Source organism: Spirosoma sp. 209, from assembly GCF_002006735.1.
GTDB classification, from domain to species: Bacteria; Bacteroidota; Bacteroidia; order Cytophagales; family Spirosomataceae; genus Spirosoma; species Spirosoma sordidisoli.
On the sequence record NZ_MVEC01000009.1, the window covers coordinates 166,805 to 189,363 of the forward strand.

Here is a 22,559-nt window from a genome sequence, read left to right on the forward strand (position 1 = left end):
TGGCCTATAAGCGGGGACGCAAAAGCCGGTAGATGGGCTGAAGCAGGGCATTCAGGACTTTCCCTACTCCACCGCCTACCAACTGGTCGAAGGGTAATGCAACGAGACTGTTCTGCAATACCTGCCGATCCGATACGCGCCGTTGACGTTGAATTTGCTGGTGTTGCTTTCGAATAACCGCCCCGTGCTGCCAGATCCACTGGTAAGCCCTGAATCGGGCGCTCATGTACGAAACGCCCCGTAGGGTAAAGCTCCACATGAGAGCTTCGGTCAGCAGCAGAGCGGGCAGTAAGCGCATCAGCGTCGACCTGGAAAACACCCGCAGAAATGTCAATAACCGGTTTCGCTCCAGGTAATAGAACTTATCGGGCGACATACCTAGCCGGTAATAATGGGTTATGACCGCCCTGGGTTCGCAGAGTAGCGTATAGGCTGCCAGCCGGGCGCGGAGCGAAAGATCGGTATCCTCGAAGTACATGAAGTAACTCTCCTCGAAGCCCCCCAGTTCACGCAGCGCCCGGGTGGGAGCCAGCAGCGCAGCGCCCGATAGCAGTGGCACCTCCTCGATGGCTACGTAGGCCGACGCGGGTTGGTTCAGCCCCCGGCAGCTGGTAACGCCCGTGTACTGCATCTGGTTACCACAGGCGTTGATGGTACCGTCTGGGTTGAGGAGCTTGGGCGTAATGAACGCGTCGGGGTTCTGGCGGGCCGTAGCCATCAGCCGGTCAAGGCTGTCCGGTTCGAGTTCGGTATCTGGATTGAGCAGCAGCGTCCAGGTGCCGGTTGCCTGACCGATACCCAGATTATTACCCCCCGCATACCCTGAGTTAACGGGATTGGCGATGAATCGACCGGCCGGATAATGCGTTTTTACCCAGTCGGCGAGGTGATCGTGGCCGTAGTTGTCGACGAGAATGACCTCGTGTGCCAGGTTCCTGGCCGCTCGGGCCAGGGTAGGTAAACAACGGCTGAGGTCGGCAAGACTATTATAGGCAACAATAACGATACTGAGTTCTGGCAACGGAGGTGCTGTCACGAGCGTACGTTAAGGTTCCGTTACGAGTGGCATATCAACTGACACCGGAGGCTCATTCTGACGCAGCTCTGCCAGTTCTTTCCGCAGAAAGGCTATTTCGTGGGTCAGTTCTTTTACCGATTGCTGCATCTTCGAATTGACAACGGAGAGGTGAACCAGAAAGATGATAATTGCAAAAATAGCGGCCAGAAAAATCAGCGATGGCGGATAAAAAACGCCCAGGGCCAGCGAGATCTGTTCGAGCCCTTTCCGCCAGATGGAGAAAACGATCAGGATGATAGTACAGGCAATCCAGATGAAGGAGTACTCCTCCCGCAGCTTCCCCATGACAATAAGCCGGGTGATGAAGTACATGAACCCCAGCGCCCCGATCAGACTAAGTATCTGAATGACAATCGGTAATGATTCCATGCGTGCGTTGTTTGTTCTGTAATCGAATATACACGAATAACGTCGCCATTGTTACTTTGAACATGTAGTAAATAGATTTGACCATCGTGATGGATGACGTGCCGCCCTGCCGCTCGCGCATCACGACCGGAACCTCGAGTATGCGTAGTTTGTGTAAACCAAACTGAACAATCGACTCCGGCTCAGGGTACTCGTCGGGGTAATAGCTATTCGTGATGCAGATGGTGCGCCGGTTGAAAGCCCGAAATCCGGACGTACTATCGTGAATAGACGTTCCGATCAGTAACTGGTTGAGCCACCGGAAATACCGAATTCCCAGCCGACGAACGTAGGTCGACTGAAAGCCGGTACGCTCCAGAAAACGGGACCCGATTACGACATCGGCTTTGTCGGCAAAAATCGGCTCCAGTATTTTCAGCAATTCGCCGGCCGGGTGTTGCCCATCGCCATCTATCTGTACGGCAATGTCGTAGCCCTGCCGAAAGGCGTACTTGTAGCCTGCGTGCATAGCCCCGCCAATGCCCAGATTGACAGGAAGATTCAGGTAGAGGCATTCCAGCGTCTGAATGATGGCCAGTGAATCATCCGTCGACTGGTCGTTTACCACCAGCACATCCAGGTTTAGTCCGTGTCGGCGTTTCACCCGGTTGGTTTCGTCAACAACAGTAGCGATGGCCGCCTGTTCGTTGAAACACGGCACCACGGCCAACACCCGAAAATCGACAGCGTTCATAGGCCTTATTCGTTGATACGGTATATCTGAATGGACCCCAGCGTCGTCACTAGTTTCATACACCGTGTTTCAACTGGTTGCGGCTGTTTGTCGAACACGATGTATTTCACGTTGAGCTGTTTGAAGCGGGGCGAACACGGGTCCATAGCCACCACGTAGCCGTCTTCAAACGTATTCTGAATGATAACGGAGTCTTTTCCGTCGATGTACGAATTATAGATCGTATGGGCGTAGCGGTTATAGGCCGAGTCGCGCTTCATGGTCGGGTCCAGTACCTTCAACGTAGTACGGGGCGGAATGTATTTCACCCCGCTCAGCAAATCGACCCCGGTAGCGGTTATCAGGTAGGAGACAAACTGTCCGCCAAACACAGCCCATTTCCCGGCCGGGTCCTGTTTGTGAATATCCTGAACGGTGCGGTACAGCACATGATCCGTTATAGGCGTCAAGCCTTTCGAGACGGGGTTGAGCCGCAGGTTGGGCAGCAGGAACACCAGAATACCGGCGCCAAACATCAGATTCCGGTAAGCCGGTTGCCAGGTAAACAGCAGCAGCGAACCCAGAACCGTGAAAAACACAATCGGTATGATGAGTTGGTTTAGCCTGAAAAAACCAGCCGAATCAGCTACGTTCAGGTTAGCCGCGTAGATCATGAAGCCCAGCACCGCAGCTATGCCTGCGCCGGTATATACCTTATTCTGCTTGATATCGATAGTCGTCAGATAATGCAGATACAGAACCGTAAGTAACACATTACCAATACCAAACGGAATTTGTGTACGGCGGGTAGGACTCATGTTCAGAAGGGTAAGTTTAGCCAGCCATTCAGGAAATCCGACTTCGATCCAGACATACCCAATTACGACAAACACACTCAGGAGCAACACGGTCCAGTCGATCTTCCGGCTCATAGCAAAAGCCACGAGCGATAAGGGAATAATCAGGGGCGCGAAGGTGATATAATGAGACAACTCGCAGTGATTGAGCCAGTTAGACGGAAATTTCGTATCTTCGATCTGCCAGCGGAAAAACTCCGAGAACCAGTTGGCAACAAAACCCGTTCCGCCCAACTCACTACGCTTGCCCGGATAAACGGTATTCATAATGGCATTGAGCGTTGGCTTCACGTCAACGTAGAACGCCCAGAAAGCCAGGCCCAGCACCGCCAGCGACAGCAGTCCACCGGTCAGTTTCACCGGCCAGTTGCTGAAAAGCCGTTTTACATCCCAGTTGTTTATGAAATAACCGATCAGCAGAAAGAGCAGCACATACCCCAGCGGTACCTGATAGGGCGGGTACAGGATCAGGGCGTAGACCATCAGCAGCCAGGCCAGCGCTACCGACGCCACCAGCACCTGAGTTCGATTTTTGCCGTAAAGCAGGTAAACCGTAGCTACGAAGATAAAGCTGGTGCCGGCAATGAGCGGAGCAGGAATAAACGACCAGGATACTGTTCCGGACGAATAAAACAGCCATATACTGCCAAATATGGAGAGCCAGAAATTATTGCGGGTCAGCAGCAACAGCATCAGCGTAGCCCCGACGATAGCCATAAAAGCCCGTGAGTTATAGAGCCACGCGTAAGCCTGGTCAATAGGCAAAACGAAGAAGCCCCAGTGGTCGGGCCGGAAAATCTCGCTGAAGTGATGGGTTGGCGTCACCAGAATGGGTGCGTGCTCCCCCCCTATCGTTTCATTGACTGTAGGAAACCCCTTGTTGGCCTGCGATAAAATCCAGGGTGTTCCTACCGCGTAATCATCCATCCGGATCCGGCGCGGCTGGCCGGAAATGAGCCCCCGCTTCGGATTGCTCCCGTCGGGCATCAGGTCATTCCACATGGCCAGTGAAATGGGATGAATTTTAGCCAGCGTGATCAACACGAACAGGGCTGCACAAAGACCCAGGTACCATTTCAGCCGCTTGTCGAAGCGGATCAGTTCAAACGGACGGCTGGTGTCAGACAGGGCCTGAGCAACGGCTGGCCCAACGGCTGGCCCAACGGGTTCTGAACGGACCCCTGCGGATTGTACGGGTGATTGTGGCTGGGCAGGTCGGCTGGGCGAAGGCGTTGCCGGTCCACCGGGCGACCCTTTCCTTTTTTTCGACATGAGAGGCTACGGAAGGATTATTGTACGGGTTGAGCGATAACGGTAGTTACGCAAAAATCAAAACTACTAATACCGTGCCAGTTCTACCAGCTACGGGTTGTCTGTTTACAAATTTACCTAATTTGCCCGCATGAAGAAGGCTATTGTCCGGCAGATCATCCCGATTGGATTGGCCATCGGACTGCTGTGGTACGTGCTGGATGGCATTTCCCTCACCGATCTGGCGGCTCAGTTCCGGCAGGCCGACAGTCGATGGCTGGCCCTGGCGGGCGCGCTGATTGTAGGGTTTTACTTGCTCCGGGCGGCCCGCTGGCAACTGACACTCCAGGCGCTGGGCTACCGGCCAACGTTGTTCCGAACAGCCGTAGCCCTGCTGGCGGGGGCCATGGCGAGTATGATCATTCCCGGCGCGGGTGAGCTGACCCGGTGCGGCACCCTTCAGCGCACCGACGGCATACCCCTGGCGCAGGGGATCGGGTCGGTAGTTGCCGAGCGCGTTATCGATATTCTCATGCTGGGTGTACTCATCGGCCTCACCTTGTTACTCGAGTTCAACCGGGCAGGCCAGTATCTGCTCGATCTGCTGGGGCCGTCACTCACCCGCTTTTCGATCCGAACCGACACGGGCCTGTGGGTGGGGTTGGGCGTACTGACGGGGCTGGTTGCAGCGGGTCTGGTTTACTGGCTGGCCCGAACACCCGCCATACGGCAGCATCGGCTGACGACCCGGCTGCTGGGCGTTGGCCGCTCCGTGGGGCAGGGGTTCATGGGCATTCGCCGGCTCCGGCAGCCGGGTTTGTTTATCGGCCTGACGGTACTCAGCTACGTCCTGATCGGGTCGGTAACCTACGTCCTCTTCCTGGCCTCTGACCTAACCAGCGCCCTGCCGCCCACCGCAGCCCTGACTATTCTGACGGTTAGCTCGCTCGGCGGACTGGCCGTACCGACGCAGGGCGGACTCGGCACCTATCATTTTCTGGTTAGCCGGGTGCTGATGCTCTATGGCCTGAACGAGCCCGAGGGCGTTATCGTCGCTACATTTATTCATGCTGTTCAGATCGGGTACTCCCTCCTGCTCAGTGGCATCAGCTTCCTGATTGTGCCGATACTCATACAAACCCGCCCGCAGACCAATGGACTGGAAGGCTAAGAAAACAGCGGGCTTACCGGCGGGTGTCCCTATTTGTCGGCGCTCCGTCGTATATTGAAGCCATATTTTTCAACAAATCCGTTCAATGACCATTCAACAACTAACGCTGGCAGCAGGCCTGATTAGCCTGCCGCTGGCGAGTATGGCGCAGGAGAAGTTTGCCAACACCATTACGGCTGCTGACCTCGAAAAACACCTCCGCATCCTGGCGGCCGACGACATGGAAGGCCGCGAAACCGGTACCCGCGGCCAGCGTAAAGCCGCTGAGTACATTGCCGGTCAGTTTGCCTCCCTGGGGCTGAAACCCCTCGTCAAAACCGAAAGCGGTAAACTCGACTACCAGCAGCCCTATACGCTCTACAAAAAATCATGGGGCGACCTGTACGTCAGCGCCGGTGGCAAACGGTTCGAGCACCTGAAAGACTTCATGCCCAACGGCCTGCTGTACCTCCCGACCGAAACCAGCTACGAAACCGTGCTGGCCGGCTACGGCATCAGCGACACCAATTATGACGATTACGCGGGGAAGGATGTAAAAGGCAAAGCCGTGGTCATTTTTGACGACGAACCTAAAGCCAGCGACGGCAAACGCCTGATCAGCGGCACCACCGATGCCTCCAAATGGGGTGGCCCCAACGGCTGGCGGGCCAAGAGTCTGCTGGCCAAAGAAAAAGGAGCGGCTCAGCTGTTCATCATCGCGGCTGAATCGGCCGACGCGTTCAAACAGCTGCTGGCCCAGCGCAGCGTCATGCAGAACCGCTTCAACCGGCTCAGCCTCAAACCCGGCGCCGAAAACGTAGGCTCGGTCGGCGTATTCCTGATCTCATCCGACATGGGGGCTGCGCTGCTCAATACCTCGGCGGCTACCCTGACCCAGACCGCCACCCAGCTCGCCCAGGCCCAGAAGCCCGTAGCCTCGTCGCTGGCGGGTACGGTAGCCGTCAAGGCCGACCGGGTCGATGAAAAAACCCAGGCCTCGAACGTACTGGGCTTTATTGAAGGCACCGACAAAAAAGACGAAGTGCTGATCATCTCGTCGCACTACGACCACATCGGGATCAGCGCCGACGGGCAGATCAACAACGGCGCCAACGACGACGGCTCAGGAACGGTATCGGTGCTGGAGATTGCGCAGGCGTTTGCCAAAGCCAAAGCCGCCGGTAAAGGCCCCCGCCGGTCGATCCTGTTCCTGACCGTATCGGGTGAGGAAAAAGGGCTGCTCGGCTCCGAATACTATGCCGACATGAGCCCCGTTATCCCGCTGGAAAAAACGGTCACTGATCTGAACATCGACATGGTAGGCCGCGTCGATGATCTGCACCAGGGCAAGTCGGACAACTATATCTACGTAATCGGTTCCGACAAGCTCTCCTCAGACCTGCATAAAATCAGCGAGGAGACGAACAAGAAGTACATCGGTATGGAGCTGGATTATAAATACAACGATCCGAAAGACTCGCAGCGCATCTACTACCGCTCGGACCACTACAACTTCGCCAAGCACAAAATACCCATCATCTTCTATTTCAACGGCCTCCACGCCGACTACCACCGCCCCACGGACGACGTTGAGAAGATCGACTTCAAACTCGCCGAAAAGTCGGCCCGGCTCGTTTTCTATACCGCCTGGGACATCGCCAACCGCGACCAGCGCCTGGCCGTCGACAGCAACAAACAGTAAGTTTCAGGTAGTTGATCTGGTTATAAATCCTCGCTTTTGTCATTCCCAGGAACGACAAAAGCGAGTCTATTAAAGGGCATCGGGTATCCATAGCTGGTGCAGACCCAATTGACCGAACCCGTTGTTTATCAGCCGTGAACACGTATCTTTATCAGAAACATTCTTCGTTCAGGTGAGTTACTGGCTATACTGACGAACGGGTATATCGGCTCGGTACAGGCTTATACCATTTATTCTATTCACAACATGAAACAACTACTGAACCGGTCGATTTGGGCCTGCCTTTTTCTGTCCGTCAACCTACTCACCCCGGGGGCATTTGCCCAGTCAGCCATTGATTTCGCCCGTGTCGACACGACCGAGACGCTGCGGAGTTGCCAGACCGTTTTGCGCGATTTTATAAAAGGCAGCAAAGCAACGGTTCTGATGGAGCAGCACTATACCCGCAAAGGAATAGCTCAGGCTTTTATCCCAATCCCGTCTGGTCGAGGTACCAGTATCCCGGATATTTATGTTTTTTATTTTGTAGCCAAAGCCTCAGTCCTGTCAGCTCCCTGGCTAAATCTGTATTCCGTAGATCAGGACTTGGGTCGCCGAGCCGGCAGCTTCCGGATTACAAACGCCGTGGCGGTGAAGGATGGCTATATATTTCAGATCCGCCTTGACCGAGGGAGTGACGCTGTCTACCCGAGCCGGCTGGTTTCCAACGAGCTTCAGGTAGTTAGCTCAAACCCGGGCAGCCTGATCGCGTTTAGCCTTTAACGGGCTAACGCGAATTGTGAGTAGATTCCCAACTAAACAACTAGCTGTCAGCCACTTATTTTTACCATCAATAACTAACGCTGGATTGCTCATTTACAGAGCACGATAACAATGAGCAGGGCCAGCCGGATTGTCCGGCTGGCCCTGCTCATGTGGCTGAATGTAAGCACAAACTAGTTTTTGCCCCCGCCTACTTTACTGGCTTTGGCGGGCTGGCCGGGCTGGGTGATTTCGAAGCCTTCTTTCTCCTTGGCGTCGGCGACGAGTTTGCGCACGTCGGCCAGGAGTTTTTTGGCGTCGTAGACCACCCCGTCTTTTACGGTATAGGTTACGCCCCCGACCCGCTCGACTTCGTTTTTGTCGTTGAGGTGAATGGCGCCGGTGCCGTAGAGCGTTTTCAGGTTAGCCAGCGGGTTTTCTTTTACGATGACGAAATCGGCCAGTTTGCCCACCTCGACGGAACCGATCTGATCGGCCATACCCAGGGCTTCGGCCCCTTTGATCGTAGCGGCCCGAACCACTTCGAGCGGGTGGAAACCAGCCTCGCGCAGCAGCTCCAGTTCCCGGATGTAGGCGAAACCGTAGAGCTGGTAAATAAAGCCCGAGTCAGACCCCGTCGTCACGCGCCCGCCCCGGTTCTTGTACTCGTTGATGAACTCCATCCAGAGCTGGTAATTCTTTTTCCAGGCCACTTCCTGCTCGGTACCCCAGTTGTGCCAGTACGACCCGTGCGAGATGCGGCTGGGGCCGTAAAATCGCCACAGGCTGGGCAGGGTGTATTCTTCGTGCCACTCGGCGCGCCGGGCCAGCATCAGCTCCCGATTGGCTTCGTAGATATTGAAGGTAGGATCGAGGGTAAAATCGAGCGCAATCAGCTCGTCCATGACCTTGTTCCAGCGCTCGGTGCCGGGTTTGGCGGCCTGCTGCCAGAGGTTACCCGCTTCCTCGAACCGGTTCTGCTCGTTGTTGTAGTTATAGGTGGCCGGGTAGTTCTGAACGGTGCGGTCGGCAAAGAGGGCTTCGGGCAGTCCGTACCAATGCTCCATGCTCGTCAGCCCGGCTTTGGCGGTAGCCAGCACGTTCATCCGCGCCACTTCGAGCTGGGCGTGGTGACAGGCCGACCGTAGCCCCAGCTTTTTGTTCTCGTCGAGGGCGGCTTTGAAAACGGCCGGTTCGGCCCCGAAAAACTTGATACCGTCGGCTCCGCGCTGGGCGTTCTGCCGCACCCAGGCGCGGGCCTGCTCGGGCGTACTGATGGGGTCTTTGCTGCCCTGTCCAAATACGGTATAGGCCAGAATACGGGGGGCCGTGATCTCGTTGCGGCTGCTTTTGGCACGCTGGTCAAGTACCCAGTCGAGGCCGTTTCCGCAACTCGGGTCGCGGATGGTGGTGATGCCGTGGCCGAGCCAGAGTTTAAACACATATTCGGCACTGGCCCCCTGCGCCTGCCCGCCAATATGGCCGTGCATGTCGATGAAGCCCGGCATCAGAAACATGCCGTCGCAGTTCAGCTCCTTATCGCCCGCGCTGGCCTGGGGGCGCGACTTAGGATCGATCGGCACGCCGGGGTAGCCAACCTGCCGGATTTGGGCAATCCGGTTTTTTTCGACCACAATATCGACGGGTCCAACGGGCGGGGCACCGGTGCTGTTGATGAGCGTGACGCCCCGGATGATGAGCCGATTGTAGGGACCATCGCCCTCGGCGCGGGCCGGGGCTTTCGGAATCTGGGCCATGGCGACCTGACACCAGACCGCCAGCAGGATGGAAAGAGCCGTAAAACGTGAATGCATGGAGGGAATATCGGTTGGGTAAACAGTTGTAAGATAAGAGAAACTAGATGAATTTTGCGCGCTTGCCGGACCCGACGGTCCCATTCCCCCCATGAAACAGACGATCACCAAAAACTTTCTGCTCGTAGTCCTGGCCCTGGCGGTCGTATTTGCCTTTGCCATGAAAGCAACGGTATTTCAGCAGAGCACCCCGGCCAGCGCGCCCCCCGCTGCCGCCCCGCCGAACCCGGCTTTTGCGGGCTACTGGTTTGCCGGCAAGGCCGAGCTGAACCACTACCGGCTCCAGCAGGCCCAGTACGGCGTACTGAACCCCGGCGAAGCAGTCCTGATTTTCGTGACCGAAGATTTCCGGACCGACAAACAGGTTAAAGCCGAAACCGACGAGAGCCGCGACAAAGCCATTCCGGTGCTGAAAACAAACATGAGCAAGAAGTTCGTGACGGGCATCTATGACTACTCGCTGTTTACGTCGGTCTTTACTCCCATCAACAACCCATCGTTTCCCAACACGCTGAAGGTGAGCACCTCGGCCCAGGAATGGTGTGGCCACAGTTACCTCCAGGCCAACTACCGCAACAACGGCTACGAGATCAGCGGGAAGTCGTACTTCGAGAAAGAAGTCGACGAAGCCTATACCATCGACAAAGTGTGGTTCGAAGATGAACTCTGGAACCGTATTCGGCTGAATCCGGATAAGCTGCCGACGGGTGAGGTGCGCCTGGTACCGGGTACGATGACCGCCCGGCTGCGCCATACGACCCTGGAACCACTGCTGGCCAAAACCAAAGTCGATGCCTACGAAGGAGTGCTGTATCCGGGCAAACTGCTCAGGGCCTATACCATCCAGTATCCCACCGACGACCGCACCCTGATGATCGTTTTCGAGAGCACGTTTCCCCACAAAATCGTTGGCTGGGAAGAGACGTATCGGAGCAAAGATGCGCTGCTCACCTCACGCGCCGTTCTAACAAAAACCATTCAAAACGATTATTGGAAACATAACGCCCCCGCCGACAGTACGTTGCGGGCCGAGTTGATGAAGTAATTTTTCAGTACGGTACGCGTTGATGTCATCAGGCACTGCCGAACGCGTACTTGCTGAGTAACGGGCACAAGCCACCCCATTCGCCATGAAATCGAATCTTGTCTTACTGGTTGTTCTGCTGATCGTCTGCGCCTGCTCGTCGTCTACCGACACGGCCACCCAGACCGGAACGCCAACCTATACGCTTATTTTTATCGATAAGACCCGAAGCGTAAACGTGAATAAAGCGTTTGTGGCCCAGAAGTACCAGCAGGCCATCAACGACATCGTAGATCAGAATATTCAGCAAAAGGGCGATCAGCTCGACGTGTATTTCATTCACGAAAATACCAGCAAAGCCCGCGCCCTGAACGTTACCGCCCAGACCGAGCGCGAAGATGTCAGCTCGGCCAGCCCCACCGACCGCGAAGCCGCCGAAACCGAGTTCGGATTGCTGCTGGGCCGTGAACGAACCCGGATCAAACAACAGGTGTTGCAGCAGCTGATGGCGCAGAACTCGGGGGCGTCGAACCAGGAAACCGACATCTGGGCCAGCCTGCCCGTTATCCAGAAAGCCAACGAAACCGGTCTCTCGGTGAAGGTGTACTACCTGAGCGATATGATCGAGAGCGTAAAAGGATCCGACCGGCGCGACTTCCAGAAAGTCCCCCCGCGCGACAACGCCCAGGCCGAGGAGTGGGCCAAAGCCGACGCGGAGAAGCTAAAGCGTTACACCATCGGCTCGCCCGCCATCACCCTGATCCTACCTTTCGAACCCAACGCATCGGTGCGCGAGAACAACCCGGCCGTAACGCAGTACTGGCAAACGCTCTTCGCCGAACTGGGTGCCGGTAACGTATCCGAAGACTAATCACCAGCATACGCCTACTACCTGTACGAAGGGTTGGGATCACGGATTCCGACCTTTTTTTGCGCCACAATAACCGACTGTTGTTCAAGCAAATACAATCACTGGCAGCCACATTTTTTGTCATCCCGACGAAGGAGGAATCCTAAGTTCAGCATATCCACGGTAGCATGAAAACTCGAGATTCCTCCTTCGTCGGGATGACAAACAGGGCAGTTTGTTTCGTAGCTAACAAATTAGCTTAAGTAATTCTTTACTGTTAATTACCTGATTAAAAGTATCTTACCAAAAATGTCTATTTTTATTTATTCTAATTAATACAGACTTAAACCTGAGCACTATTACCTTTGCATTGTTTCGAATCAATCTAAACAAGCAATGCATTTCATCGTATATATACTTAGCGTTCTCCTTTTTTGCACGTCCTCCTTTGCCAGCATCCCGTCGATACCGCCCGCGCCCCGGACCGACTCGCAGCCGGGTGGCGCCCTGACCGGCACCGTACTGGACCGCGAGGGCTTGCCCGCCGAAGGCCTCTCAGTTCGGCTCAAAGGTACCGTTCGGGGGGCTCTGACAAACGCGCAGGGCCGCTTCTCGTTTCAGAACCTGCCCGAGGGTACTTATACCGTTCTGGTGTCGGGAGTCGGTATTGAAACCCGTGAACAGACCCTCAATGTACGTCGGCGCGAGACCACTACGGCGCAGTTTGCCATCAGCGAGAGCCTTCAGCAGCTGGCCGAGATAAAGATCGTAGCGGCCCGCGGCCTCCGCGAACGCGAAACCCTGCCCGACGTAAGCGCTACTGCCATTTTTGCCGGCAAAAAAACCGAAGTCGTCAACCTGAGCGCCCTCGACGCGAACCTGGTTACCAACAACACCCGCCAGATTTTCAGCAAAACACCGGGCGTAACGGTCTGGGAAAACGACGGGTCGGGCGTACAGGTCGGCGTGGCCGTACGCGGTCTGAGCCCGAACCGGTCCTGGGAGTTCAACGTCCGGCAGAACGGTGTAGACATCAGCTCCGACCCGTTTGGCTACCCCGAAGCCTATTATAACCCACCCATGGAAGCCGTTGACCGCATCGAGCTGGTACGGGGTGGCGCGTCGCTGCAGTATGGTCCGCAGTTTGGTGGCCTCCTGAACTACGTACTCAAACCAGCCGCGCAGGACAAACCGTTCAGTCTGGAAACGCAGCAAACCGTTGGCAGCTACGGCCTTTTCTCGACCTACAACCGCATCAGCGGTACCGCCGGGCGGTTTCAGTACAACGCCTACGTGCACTACCGGCAGGCCGATGGCTGGCGCGAAAACAGCCGCTATTCCATCTTCAATGGCTATGCGTCGCTGTCGTATGCCGTTACCAACCGCCTGCGCCTGACTGCCGAACTGACCCGGATGTATAACGAGAGCCAGCAGCCGGGGGGTCTCACCGACAGCCAGTTTCAGCAGAACGCCCGCCAGAGCAGCCGCAGCCGCAACTGGTTCAGCACCCCCTGGACCGTACCGACCCTCAAGGCCGAATACGCCTTCAGCGACCAGACCCGCCTGACGGCTACCGTACACGGCCTCATAGCCGGCCGGAACAGCATTGGCTTCACCTCCGCCATAACAACGCCCGACCTGATCGGTATAACCGGCCAGTACGCCAACCGCCAGATCGACCGCGACACCTATACAAACTGGGGCAGCGAACTCCGGCTCCTGACCGGCTACCGGCTCCTGGGTCGACAGCACACCCTCTCGACCGGCGTCAAGTATTTCGACGGGCATACCCAGCGGCAGCAGCAGGGACGGGGCGACGCCGGTACCGACTTCAACCTCAACCTCCAGACCGACCGCTTTCCCCGCGATCTGAGCCTGTCGGTAACCAACGTAGCCGCGTTTGCCGAGAACCTTTTCCGGATTACCGACCGCTGGACCGTAACCCCCGGCCTGCGCCTGGAGTCGCTGCAAAACGACATTTCGGGTCGGTTCAGTCTCAACGCCAACGGCACCGAGAACCAGGTTGCCCAGCAGAGCAGCCGGCAGTTCGTGCTGGCCGGTATCGGTACAGACTATAAACTGGCGGGTTCGCTCAGCCTCTATGGCAATGCCTCCCAGGCTTACCGGCCGGTCTTGTTTTCGGACCTGACGCCAGCCGCCGTTACCGACTTCGTAGTTGACGAAAACCTGCGCGATGCCCGTGGCTACTCGGTAGATGCCGGTATACGCGGCTCGGTCCGGAAATACCTGAACTTCGATATTGGCTATTTCTACCTCAACTACAACGACCGCATCGGTACGCTTACCCTGCTGAACGCGGCTGGCCGGCCCTACCAGTTCCGGACCAACCTGGGCCGCAGCGTGAGCCAGGGCGTTGAGGCTTATGTAGAGTTCGATCCGGTGGTCGCCTTCGCGGGTCGCTCGAAAGTGGGCTATCTGAGTTTGTTTGCGTCCGTTGGCTACACCGATGCCCGCTACCGCTCGCTCCGCAGCAGTACGGTTTCGAACGGGCAGGTAACCGAAACGAACCTGAGCGATCGGAAAGTCGAGAACGCGCCTGCCTTTACGGGCCGGTTTGGGGCCAACTATACCTACCGAACCCTGACCGTAACGGCGCTGCTCAACCGAGTGGGCAGGGCCTACAGCGACGCCAACAACACCGAAACGGCCAGTGCCAACGCACAGACAGGGGTGATTCCAGCCTACCAGGTGATGGATCTGTCGGCATCGCTCATCCTGAAAAAACGGTATACCCTGCGCACGGGCGTCAATAACCTGACCGATGCGCGCTACTTCACCCGGCGGGCTGGTGGTTACCCAGGCCCCGGTATCCTGCCGGCCGACGGGCGAACAGGTTATGTATCGGTCGGCCTTCGGCTGTAAGACAAACGCGGGTTTCGACGGGGGTTATACGCTGAACTGGTAGCCCTCGTCGAAGCCCGAAAAATCGTTTTTCAGACAGTACGACCTGAGCACCAGACCATCGCCCTCGCGCCGGACGGCCAGGTAATGAAAGAGCGGCTTGTACGTACCGGCCAGATCGGGCAGTCGACTCGGCGACATATTGAGCGGCTGGCGCAGGCCACCCCCTCCCCCGATCACCAGAAAGGTTTTTTCCTCGAACTCGTAGCGCTCGAACGCGTGCGAATGCCCGGTAATGAACAGCCGGGCTTTCTGAGAGCGGGTATAGGGCGGCACAAACCGCTGCTGCACCAGTTTGGACGACCCCACCAGTTTGCTGTTGGAGTAGGGCGCATGGTGGCAGGTTACGATCACAACCGCTACGGATGGGTCGGCGTCGAGGTCTTCGAGCGTCTGCTCGTACCAGGTCTGCTGCTTTACCAGATTGGCCACCGAGAGGGTGCTGAAGTTGGAATTGAGCATCACAACGGCCACATCGCCCGTTTTCTGGACATAGCCGGTAGGACTGTGATCAGGAAAGCGCTGCTGGAAGTTACGGGCTCCTTTGCGGGGGCGTCCCATCACGTCGTGATTCCCCATGATGGCATAGACCGCCGTGCCTACCTCGGTGCATTTGGCCAGAAAGGTATCAATGATGCGCCACTTGTCGTTGCGGTAGCCCAGGGATACGATGTCGCCCAGCCAGTACAGCACCGGCGGTTTCCGACGAATAATCTCGGTAAAAATGGTTTGGGTAGCTTTGGTATTCTGATGCGTTCGCAGCACCAGCCGCTCGACCCACATGGGGGCCTGGGTATCACTCAGAAAAAGAATATCATTCATAACGTACACGCCGGGCCATAGCCCACCTTTAGAACAACGCGCTGGCTACCACGTAAACGCCCGCCAGACCGCCTGTAGCTGTAACGTAAAGACGGCATCGCTGGTTGCGGTAATGCTGTACCATTTCAGCTCGGTAGCAATCCGGAACCGACGTCCGATGGGCTGGGTATAGGCCCCGGCCGCCATCCAGCCGATACTCAGCCGGCTCGCGTTGACATCGCCCCGATACGACAGATCCGAGCGGATGATATACGTACCCGTACCGCCCGACACCGACAGCCGCCGGGCCAGACTGCGCTCGGTGCCGCTCAGCCACGCCAGCGGCATAGAAAACACAACCAGCACCGGAATGGTCGATACCGCCACCCGCGCCTGCTCCCCCGCAGCCGTAACGCGGTAATTGTACAACGGAACCAGGCCGCTCTCCAGCCCGATCCGAAGCCGGTGATCGGGGTGCCACATGAGCCGGACCGTGGCCGGTATACCCGACCGGTTAATGGCTACCTGGTCAACATCGGGCGGCACTCCGATAAACGCCGGGTAGTAGGATAGCCCTCCGCCCACCGTCAGCACCAGCGCGTAGGGATCGCGCCGGTTCGTTACCGAATCGGTCGTCGTACTGGTGGCTTGGGCGTGCGTTGTCCGGGAGGCTCCTGCAGCCGTCAGGAGCAGGAGGAATAGCCGTAGCCGCATCTGCTTATTGGTCCACATAATGATAATAGGCTACCAGGGGCGAATAGTTGGACAAAATACCATCGAAGTTGCTCTCCTGAATAAACTGTTCGATAAACTTGGGCTCATCGAGCGTCCAGACAAAGACGGTTCGGCCCTCGGCCTGCATGGCCCGAACCTGTTCGAGCTGCGGCCCCAGTGTCCAGCGGGGTGCCCAGATGCGCGCGTCCAGACTGCGGGTAATGGCCGTATCCAGCTCGCTCAGTACCGGTGTGTTTTCTTTGTTGGTCAGCGCCCGGTACGCATCAGCCGCCTGGGTCGTGGGCAAACCAATCACGATCCGCAGGTCGCGCCGACTCGCAATGGCCCGCTGCCGAAACCGCTGCTGAATGGCCTGTACTTTATCCATAGGCCCGTCATACTTGGTGTCGAGCCAGACAAAATTCAGGGTTGTACTGGTCAGCACCGTCTCCAGCGCTTCTTCCAGCGTCGGTATTTTTTCGCCGTTGACCAGCCGCACGAGCGTGTTCAGCTGCTGGTAGGTGTATTCTTCTACCGGCCCTTCGAGCCCGTTCTTCTGGATCAGCCGCAGGTTCAGCAGGTTATCGTGGTACAGGATCGGTACGCCATCTTTGGTAAACTTGATGTCGATTTCGATGCCGGTGGCCCCCAGCCTCGACGCCAGCCGGATCATATTGAGGGAGTTTTCCGATACCGACAGCAGATCCGATGTGCGGCCACCGCTGCGATGCGCCAGAATAGCGAACGGACGTGGATTCAGCGGCCGGTTGTAGGTCAGGGTCAGGGGCTGGTCCGGACTGGCTGTACCCGTTCCGTATAAGCCCTCCAGCACCAGCGTATCGCCTACCGCCAGTGTGCCCGTAAACCGCTGCAGCTGCCCGTTCCGGCGCGTGCGCAGGGCCAGCCGGGCCAGGCCCGTATCGGTGTTGACCAGCTTGCGCCAGTAGCCCCTTACGACCAGACTATCGACGCTCCGATCATTCTCGAGGTTGAAAAAACCGGCTTCGTTGCCCGAAAAAATGGATAAATAGTGGGTAGTGTCGGCTCCGTTCAGTACGTAGGTCCATTTGAGCGCTACCTGCGCCCCAAACTCACCCACCCCGTCTGTCACCGTATAAACCCCCTCCATCGTTTGCCGCACCGGCGCCGTAAACCGCCCCGAGCCGGTCTGTCCGGAAAACTCGTAGGGAATCGGCGCTTCGTATTGCTCGCGGCAGGCCTGTAGCAACAGCCAGCTCAGGCCGCCGACCAGCAGGTAGTAAAACGGCTTCATAAAATAAATCCGAAGAAGAGTTGTGGATAAAAAAAGTCGCGTTCGAACGTGTCGTAGAGCGACCAGAACTGCCAGTTGAAATTAGAATAGGCCGCCCGCAGCCCCAGCGTTACGTGCTGCTGTTTATAGAAAGGCTGCTCCAGGGCAAACGTAAACGCCACGCCGTTGAGCCGTCGCTGGTCATACTCTACCGCCAGCGGCCCTACCGTTGAGCGGTAATAGAGATCCATAATGGCTTCGGTACGAAAGGTCAGCTGCAGATCACGCGTGAGCCGATAGCCTAGCGTTGCATGCGGAATGGCCTCCAGTCCACCCGCCTGGCTGTTGAACACATCTTTGATAGCCAGCGCCCCGAACCAGCCGATACCGTCGATACCCAGTCCCGCATAGAGTTTTTCGGTTACGGGCGTGGCATAGCGCACACCCAGGGCCAGGTTGCTTTGCACAATCTGCGTCTGTAGCCGGGCGCTCAGGTACCAGTTCTTCGACAGCCCGTGTTGCAGGTTGACATCGATGGCCGGTACCAGCAGCCGGATTTCTTCGGTGATTTCGGGGGGGGTAGAGGTAAAGATCAGCCCGATCGATTTGCGCCACTCACCGGGGCGGGGTGCCTGCGGGAAGTAGATACCCGGCTGGTAATCGGCGGGTGGCTCATACGGCCGGGCAGCCCGTTGGGCCAGGGCCACCGAGCCGCAGAACACCAGCCAGCCCAGTAACAGAGCCGACCCGCCGGATCGTAGGTGTAGAGTCATATCGAAAACGCTGAATGGAGGTTGACTACCATAACTGCCCGATGCGGACATATGTTGTGGGGCCCGTCTGTCAGAACCGGCGCCACGCTCTATTCAGCGCGCTCTGGTACGATCTGATCCAGGAAAGGTAACGTTTCAGCAGCGCAGACCGCTCCTAACTGGTTTTTACCTGAACTAGTCTACTCAGCGAAGCAGCTTCTAATAGCGACCAGGCTTCCCGAAACATGGCTGACTTGGGCTTTCGTTGTCTTTTAACCGTTTCAACTAGATGTATTTCAGACCCGTAGGCGATAAAGCAGTGGATAGGAATGACGTAGAAGACGTGGAGTGAGTCGATATAAACGATTGCAAAGTCGAAATCCGTTGGCGAGTACGTATCCCGGATCATTTCTCGCCGGTTAGTTTTCGTTCTACGCGTATCAACTACGTAGTTACCCCGCTTATCGTCAAACCAGGCACTTTTAACCTGAATTTTGATCAATCGTCCATCTACATCGAACACCAGATCATAGGGCAAGCGGTCTCCAATTGGTTTGCATACGCCCCATCCTTGCCGTAAGGCCTGTAAGACAGTAGCCTGTTCGGCGATGTCGCCCTTCTGCTTTGTCAACATTACATCTCTATTTGGTTGACAAATAAAGTAAAGACAAAGAAAAACCCCACTGAACTTCAGTGGGGTTTCTTAGTAGCGGGAGCTGGACTCGAACCAGCGACCTTTGGGTTATGCATACCACTACAACTTTCGTTGCCTCCGAATTATCGGAGTTTGTAGTCTGGACTGTCTCTTCACCCTCGACTCTACGTTAGGGTGCCTACCATTCAGTCTCTACACCTTCCGGAACTTTCGCTCCGGCTTGGCTCGGGATTACCACACGAACGGCTTCCCCGAATTTGGCAGGTTAACATACCGGCGTTTCCCCCGGTACCGCCCAAGAGTTGACAAAGTCTGAATCTTTCCATTCGCCAGGCAACAATGTGCTTGCAACCTGAACTGACTCTGCAACTGCTGTTGTCATTGCTGACAACCTTAAGCCCAACGAGCTACCAACTGCTCCATCCCGCGATGTTTGGACTGCAAAAGTACGGCGACTTTCTGTAAATACAACTACCTTTGTTAAAAAAAAGTTTACGCCTTTCTGAAACGTTTCTTGAAAGGGGAAGGTTGGTTAGAGAAAGCTGCTGGTAATCAAGCCAGCGGGATCACCTCGTATGAGTACAGAGACTGTAGAAAATTTTCCGGCCGATCATAAGGCCGGCTTCGTCAGCATTGTGGGCAAACCCAATGTTGGCAAATCGACCCTGATGAACCAGCTCGTTGGCGAACGCCTGAGCATCATTACGGCCAAGGCCCAGACCACGCGTCACCGCATCATGGGCATCCTGAACGGCACCCACAACGGGCAGGAATTTCAACTCGTTTACTCCGACACGCCGGGCATCATCAAGCCGCAGTACAAACTGCATGAGTCGATGATGAGCTTCGTGCGCGGCTCGATCGAAGATGCTGATGTAGTCCTGTTCGTGACCGACATCTTTGAGCAGCATGACGAAAACGACGTCATTGCCCGACTCCAGAAATCAGACGTGCCCGTCCTGTTACTGATCAACAAAATTGATCAGGCTACCCAGCAGCAGGTTGAAGAGAAGATGACGTACTGGCAGGAGAACTTCAATGCGCAGGAGATTATGCCGATTTCGGCGCTGAACGGCTTCAACATCGACCGGGTGTTCGAAGGAATCATCAGCCGCCTGCCCCAGCACCCGCCCTACTTCCCCAAAGACGAACTGACCGATAAGCCCGAGCGGTTTTTTGCGTCGGAGATCATTCGCGAAAAGATATTCCTCAACTATAAGAAAGAGGTTCCGTACAGCAGCGAGGTGGTTATTATCGGTTTCAAGGAGAAAGAAGACATTATCGTTATCCAGTCCGAAATTCTGGTCGAACGGGCTACCCAGCGGGCTATTCTGCTGGGCGAAGGCGGTAAGATGATCAAAAAAACGGGTATCATGGCCCGCGAAGAACTCGAGCGGTTCTTCGGCAAAAAAGTATTCCTCGAACAATTCGTAAAAGTAGAACCCGACTGGCGTCAGAAAGAGCGTATGCTCAAGCGGCTGGGGTACGACGAATAGGATGAGCTAGGACTGATCAGTGCGGCCGCGTTCCTGCGGCCCACTCGTTGCCGATTACTCATCATTCATCATTCAGAAAAATGGCTAATATCGTTGCTATTGTAGGACGCCCCAATGTGGGGAAGTCTACCTTTTTTAATCGCCTGATCGAAGAGCGGCAGGCTATCATGGATAACCAGTCGGGCGTAACGCGCGACCGGCATTACGGCACCGCCGAGTGGAACGGCAGCTACTTTACCGTTATCGACACGGGCGGCTATGTTGTCGGGTCTGACGACGTATTTGAAGAATCGATTCGGGAGCAGGTCCAGATTGCCATTCAGGAGTCGACCGTGCTGTTGTTTATGGTTGATACCCAGACCGGCATTACCGGCCTCGACGAAGATTTTGCGGACGTGCTGCGCCGGACCAAAAAACCGGTCTATGTCGTAGCCAACAAAGCCGAAACCTCAGACCGCTCGCAGGGAGCGGCCGAGTTTTACGCGTTGGGCCTGGGCGAGCCGTACCCGGTTTCGTCGATGACCGGCAGCGGGACCGGCGACCTGCTCGACGAAGTGGTCAAGCATTTTCAGGGGCCCGGTGTCGAAGATCCCGACGCCGGTATTCCGCGCATCGCTATTCTGGGTCGCCCCAACGTGGGTAAGTCGTCGTTCCTGAACGTGCTGACTGGGCAGGAGCGCAGCATCGTAACCGACATTGCCGGCACCACCCGCGACGCCATCAACACCCGCTACCGGGCTTACGGAAAAGATTTTATCCTGACCGACACGGCCGGTATCCGCCGGAAAGCGCGCATTCAGGATAACGTAGAGTTCTACTCCACCCTCCGGTCGCTCAAGGCCATGGAAGAGTCGGACGTTTGTATCATCATGCTCGATGCCACGCGGGGGCTCGAAGCGCAGGACCTCAACATCATTGGCCAGGCCGTGAAAGCCCGAAAAGGCGTAGTGATCATGGTTAACAAGTGGGACGCCGTCGAGAAAGACCACCGTACCGCCGATATTCTCCGGAAAGAGATGATTGCACGGATGATGCCGATCGATTACCTGCCCATCATCTTTGCTTCAGTCCACGAAAAACAGCGCATTTTCCAGGTCATGGAAAAGGCCATGGAGGTGTACGAGAACAAGAGCAAACGGATTGCCACGTCGAAACTGAACGAAGCCATGCAACCCGAGATCGAAGCCTATCCGCCCCCGGCGCTGAAGGGTAAGCACGTCAAGATCAAATACATGCTGCAGGTGCCAACACCTTCGCCAACGTTTGTGTTTTTCTGCAACCTGCCCCAGTACGTGCCCGAGTCGTACCAGCGCTTTCTGGAAAACAAGCTCCGTGCCCACTTCGATTTTGAGGGGGTGCCGCTGACGCTGTTTTTCCGCCAGAAGTAACGGAGCCGGGTGCGCTTCCGCCGGCGCGGCCGGGCCATGTTCGTTTGTGTTACCCTGTTCCGAAGCCGACTTGTTTATCCGGTTCACGCATGTCTGTTCAACACGAAAGGGTCCGGCCGACCAGTACCAGCCGATCGTCATGGATCGGCTTTTTGCTGGTCTTTCTGTCGGCCTTCTGTTTTGCCTGTAAAGGTATCCTGATCAAGCTGGCCTATCAGTATTCGATCGATTCCATTTCGTTGCTGACGCTCCGGATGCTGTTTGCGCTGCCTTTCTACATAGGCATTGCTGTGCATCTGTCGCGTACGGCACCGGCCCCTTCGCTGTCGGGGCGGCAGTGGGGATTGCTGGTCATCCTGGGCATTACGGGCTACTACCTCGCCAGTTTCTTCAACTTTCTGGGTCTGGTCTACATTACGGCCAGCCTGGAACGCATTCTGCTCTTCACCTACCCCACCTTCGTATTGCTGATGAATGCGCTGGGGTTTGGCCGGCGGGTAACCCGGCTTCAGCTGCTGGCTCTGTTACTGACCTACGCGGGTATCCTGATCGCGTTTGTAGGCAACGTTGAAACGACCCGGCAGACCAATGTGCTGCTGGGCGGGTTCTGGGTGGTGCTGAGCGGGCTGGTCTACGCTATCTACCTCGTAGGCAGCGATCGGGTCATTGCGGGCGTTGGTCCGCAGCGCTTTACCTGTTATGCGATGATGGCGGCTACGGTACCGACGGTGCTGCACTGCGCCCTGGAGAACGGGCTGCAGCTGGGCGGTTACCCCTGGCCCGTCTACGCGCTTGGGCTGGGCATGGGCATCTTCGTTACCGTAATCCCTACCTTTATGATGGCCGAAGGCATCAGGCGGGTCGGCTCCGGCAACACCTCCATCATCGGTAGCATAGGCCCTATTTTCACCATCGTTCTGTCAACCACTATCCTTCAGGAAAGAATAAGCTGGCAACAGATGGTGGGCACCTTACTGGTTTTGACCGGCGTTTTTCTGATTGGCTGGCGCGGCAATAAACCGGCTAACTGA

At 56.4% G+C, this 22,559-nt stretch carries 19 protein-coding genes; 9 read left to right on the forward strand and 10 right to left on the reverse strand.

Annotated features, from left to right (window positions below; genetic code table 11):
* Positions 1-4: 4 nt before the first annotated feature.
* Genes B1C80_RS16010 through B1C80_RS16025 form a run of 4 tightly spaced genes read right to left on the reverse strand, consistent with a single transcriptional unit; the run spans position 5 to position 4,288 of the window.
* The gene (locus B1C80_RS16010) at positions 5-1,036 is read right to left on the reverse strand and encodes a glycosyltransferase family 2 protein (RefSeq protein WP_201723567.1); all 1,032 of its coding nucleotides are present in this window, start codon (positions 1,034-1,036) and stop codon (positions 5-7) included.
* A gap of 9 nt (positions 1,037-1,045) precedes the next feature.
* On the reverse strand, positions 1,046-1,447 hold the full coding sequence (locus tag B1C80_RS16015; protein WP_077922196.1) for a DUF2304 domain-containing protein: 402 nt from the start codon (positions 1,445-1,447) through the stop codon (positions 1,046-1,048).
* Positions 1,413-2,180 (reverse strand): glycosyltransferase family 2 protein, encoded by a 768-nt coding sequence (locus B1C80_RS16020; RefSeq protein ID WP_077922197.1) that lies wholly within the window; start codon positions 2,178-2,180, stop codon positions 1,413-1,415. Before B1C80_RS16020 ends, B1C80_RS16015 begins: the two co-directional genes overlap by 35 nt.
* Before the next feature lie 5 nt (positions 2,181-2,185).
* The gene (locus B1C80_RS16025; protein ID WP_077922198.1) at positions 2,186-4,288 is read right to left on the reverse strand and encodes a hypothetical protein; all 2,103 of its coding nucleotides are present in this window, start codon (positions 4,286-4,288) and stop codon (positions 2,186-2,188) included.
* A 130-nt stretch (positions 4,289-4,418) separates the two neighbouring features.
* Between B1C80_RS16025 and B1C80_RS16030 the strand changes: the two genes are divergently transcribed.
* The 3 genes from B1C80_RS16030 to B1C80_RS16040 all read left to right on the forward strand — a co-directional run bounded on the left by B1C80_RS16030 (position 4,419) and on the right by B1C80_RS16040 (position 7,881).
* The gene (locus B1C80_RS16030) at positions 4,419-5,438 is read left to right on the forward strand and encodes a lysylphosphatidylglycerol synthase transmembrane domain-containing protein (RefSeq protein ID WP_077922199.1); all 1,020 of its coding nucleotides are present in this window, start codon (positions 4,419-4,421) and stop codon (positions 5,436-5,438) included.
* Between the two features lie 85 nt (positions 5,439-5,523).
* Complete coding sequence (locus tag B1C80_RS16035; RefSeq protein WP_077922200.1) at positions 5,524-7,119, forward strand: M28 family peptidase; 1,596 nt, start codon at positions 5,524-5,526, stop codon at positions 7,117-7,119.
* A gap of 246 nt (positions 7,120-7,365) precedes the next feature.
* Positions 7,366-7,881: a hypothetical protein gene (locus B1C80_RS16040; protein WP_077922201.1), complete on the forward strand. Its 516-nt coding sequence runs from the start codon at positions 7,366-7,368 to the stop codon at positions 7,879-7,881.
* Between the two features lie 173 nt (positions 7,882-8,054).
* Here B1C80_RS16040 and B1C80_RS16045 read toward each other — a convergent pair whose 3' ends face one another.
* Positions 8,055-9,674 (reverse strand): amidohydrolase family protein, encoded by a 1,620-nt coding sequence (locus B1C80_RS16045; protein ID WP_077922202.1) that lies wholly within the window; start codon positions 9,672-9,674, stop codon positions 8,055-8,057.
* A gap of 91 nt (positions 9,675-9,765) precedes the next feature.
* Here B1C80_RS16045 and B1C80_RS16050 point away from each other — a divergent pair, with 91 nt between their 5' ends.
* The 3 genes from B1C80_RS16050 (at position 9,766) to B1C80_RS16060 (ending at position 14,431) form a co-directional block, all read left to right on the forward strand.
* Entirely contained in the window at positions 9,766-10,719 is a 954-nt protein-coding gene (locus tag B1C80_RS16050) for a hypothetical protein (protein ID WP_077922203.1), read from the forward strand.
* 85 nt (positions 10,720-10,804) lie between these two features.
* A complete protein-coding gene (locus B1C80_RS16055; protein WP_077922204.1) occupies positions 10,805-11,569 on the forward strand; it encodes a hypothetical protein in 765 nt (254 codons plus the stop codon).
* A gap of 375 nt (positions 11,570-11,944) precedes the next feature.
* Positions 11,945-14,431, forward strand: a complete 2,487-nt coding sequence (locus tag B1C80_RS16060; RefSeq protein ID WP_077922205.1) for a TonB-dependent receptor — start codon at positions 11,945-11,947, stop codon at positions 14,429-14,431.
* A gap of 24 nt (positions 14,432-14,455) precedes the next feature.
* Here the strand turns inward: B1C80_RS16060 and B1C80_RS16065 are convergent, their stop codons facing one another.
* The 5 genes from B1C80_RS16065 to B1C80_RS16085 all read right to left on the reverse strand — a co-directional run bounded on the left by B1C80_RS16065 (position 14,456) and on the right by B1C80_RS16085 (position 18,623).
* Entirely contained in the window at positions 14,456-15,292 is an 837-nt protein-coding gene (locus tag B1C80_RS16065) for a metallophosphoesterase (protein WP_077922206.1), read from the reverse strand.
* A gap of 45 nt (positions 15,293-15,337) precedes the next feature.
* Positions 15,338-16,003, reverse strand: coding sequence for a hypothetical protein (locus B1C80_RS16070; RefSeq protein ID WP_077922207.1), 666 nt, complete (start codon positions 16,001-16,003; stop codon positions 15,338-15,340).
* Positions 15,990-17,258 carry a glycerophosphodiester phosphodiesterase gene (locus tag B1C80_RS16075; protein WP_077922208.1) on the reverse strand — a complete coding sequence of 423 codons (1,269 nt, stop codon included), beginning with the start codon at positions 17,256-17,258 and terminating at the stop codon, positions 15,990-15,992. Before B1C80_RS16075 ends, B1C80_RS16070 begins: the two co-directional genes overlap by 14 nt.
* Entirely contained in the window at positions 17,255-18,010 is a 756-nt protein-coding gene (locus tag B1C80_RS16080) for a hypothetical protein (RefSeq protein ID WP_236648807.1), read from the reverse strand. The genes B1C80_RS16075 and B1C80_RS16080 overlap by 4 nt, the downstream gene beginning before the upstream one ends.
* Before the next feature lie 154 nt (positions 18,011-18,164).
* Positions 18,165-18,623 (reverse strand): group I intron-associated PD-(D/E)XK endonuclease, encoded by a 459-nt coding sequence (locus tag B1C80_RS16085; protein WP_077922209.1) that lies wholly within the window; start codon positions 18,621-18,623, stop codon positions 18,165-18,167.
* A gap of 596 nt (positions 18,624-19,219) precedes the next feature.
* Between B1C80_RS16085 and era the strand changes: the two genes are divergently transcribed.
* From era to B1C80_RS16100, 3 genes are all read left to right on the forward strand, one after another.
* The gene (era, locus tag B1C80_RS16090; RefSeq protein WP_077922210.1) at positions 19,220-20,140 is read left to right on the forward strand and encodes a GTPase Era; all 921 of its coding nucleotides are present in this window, start codon (positions 19,220-19,222) and stop codon (positions 20,138-20,140) included.
* 80 nt (positions 20,141-20,220) lie between these two features.
* Positions 20,221-21,528 (forward strand): ribosome biogenesis GTPase Der, encoded by a 1,308-nt coding sequence (gene der / locus B1C80_RS16095; protein WP_077922211.1) that lies wholly within the window; start codon positions 20,221-20,223, stop codon positions 21,526-21,528.
* An 89-nt stretch (positions 21,529-21,617) separates the two neighbouring features.
* Entirely contained in the window at positions 21,618-22,559 is a 942-nt protein-coding gene (locus B1C80_RS16100; protein WP_077922212.1) for a DMT family transporter, read from the forward strand.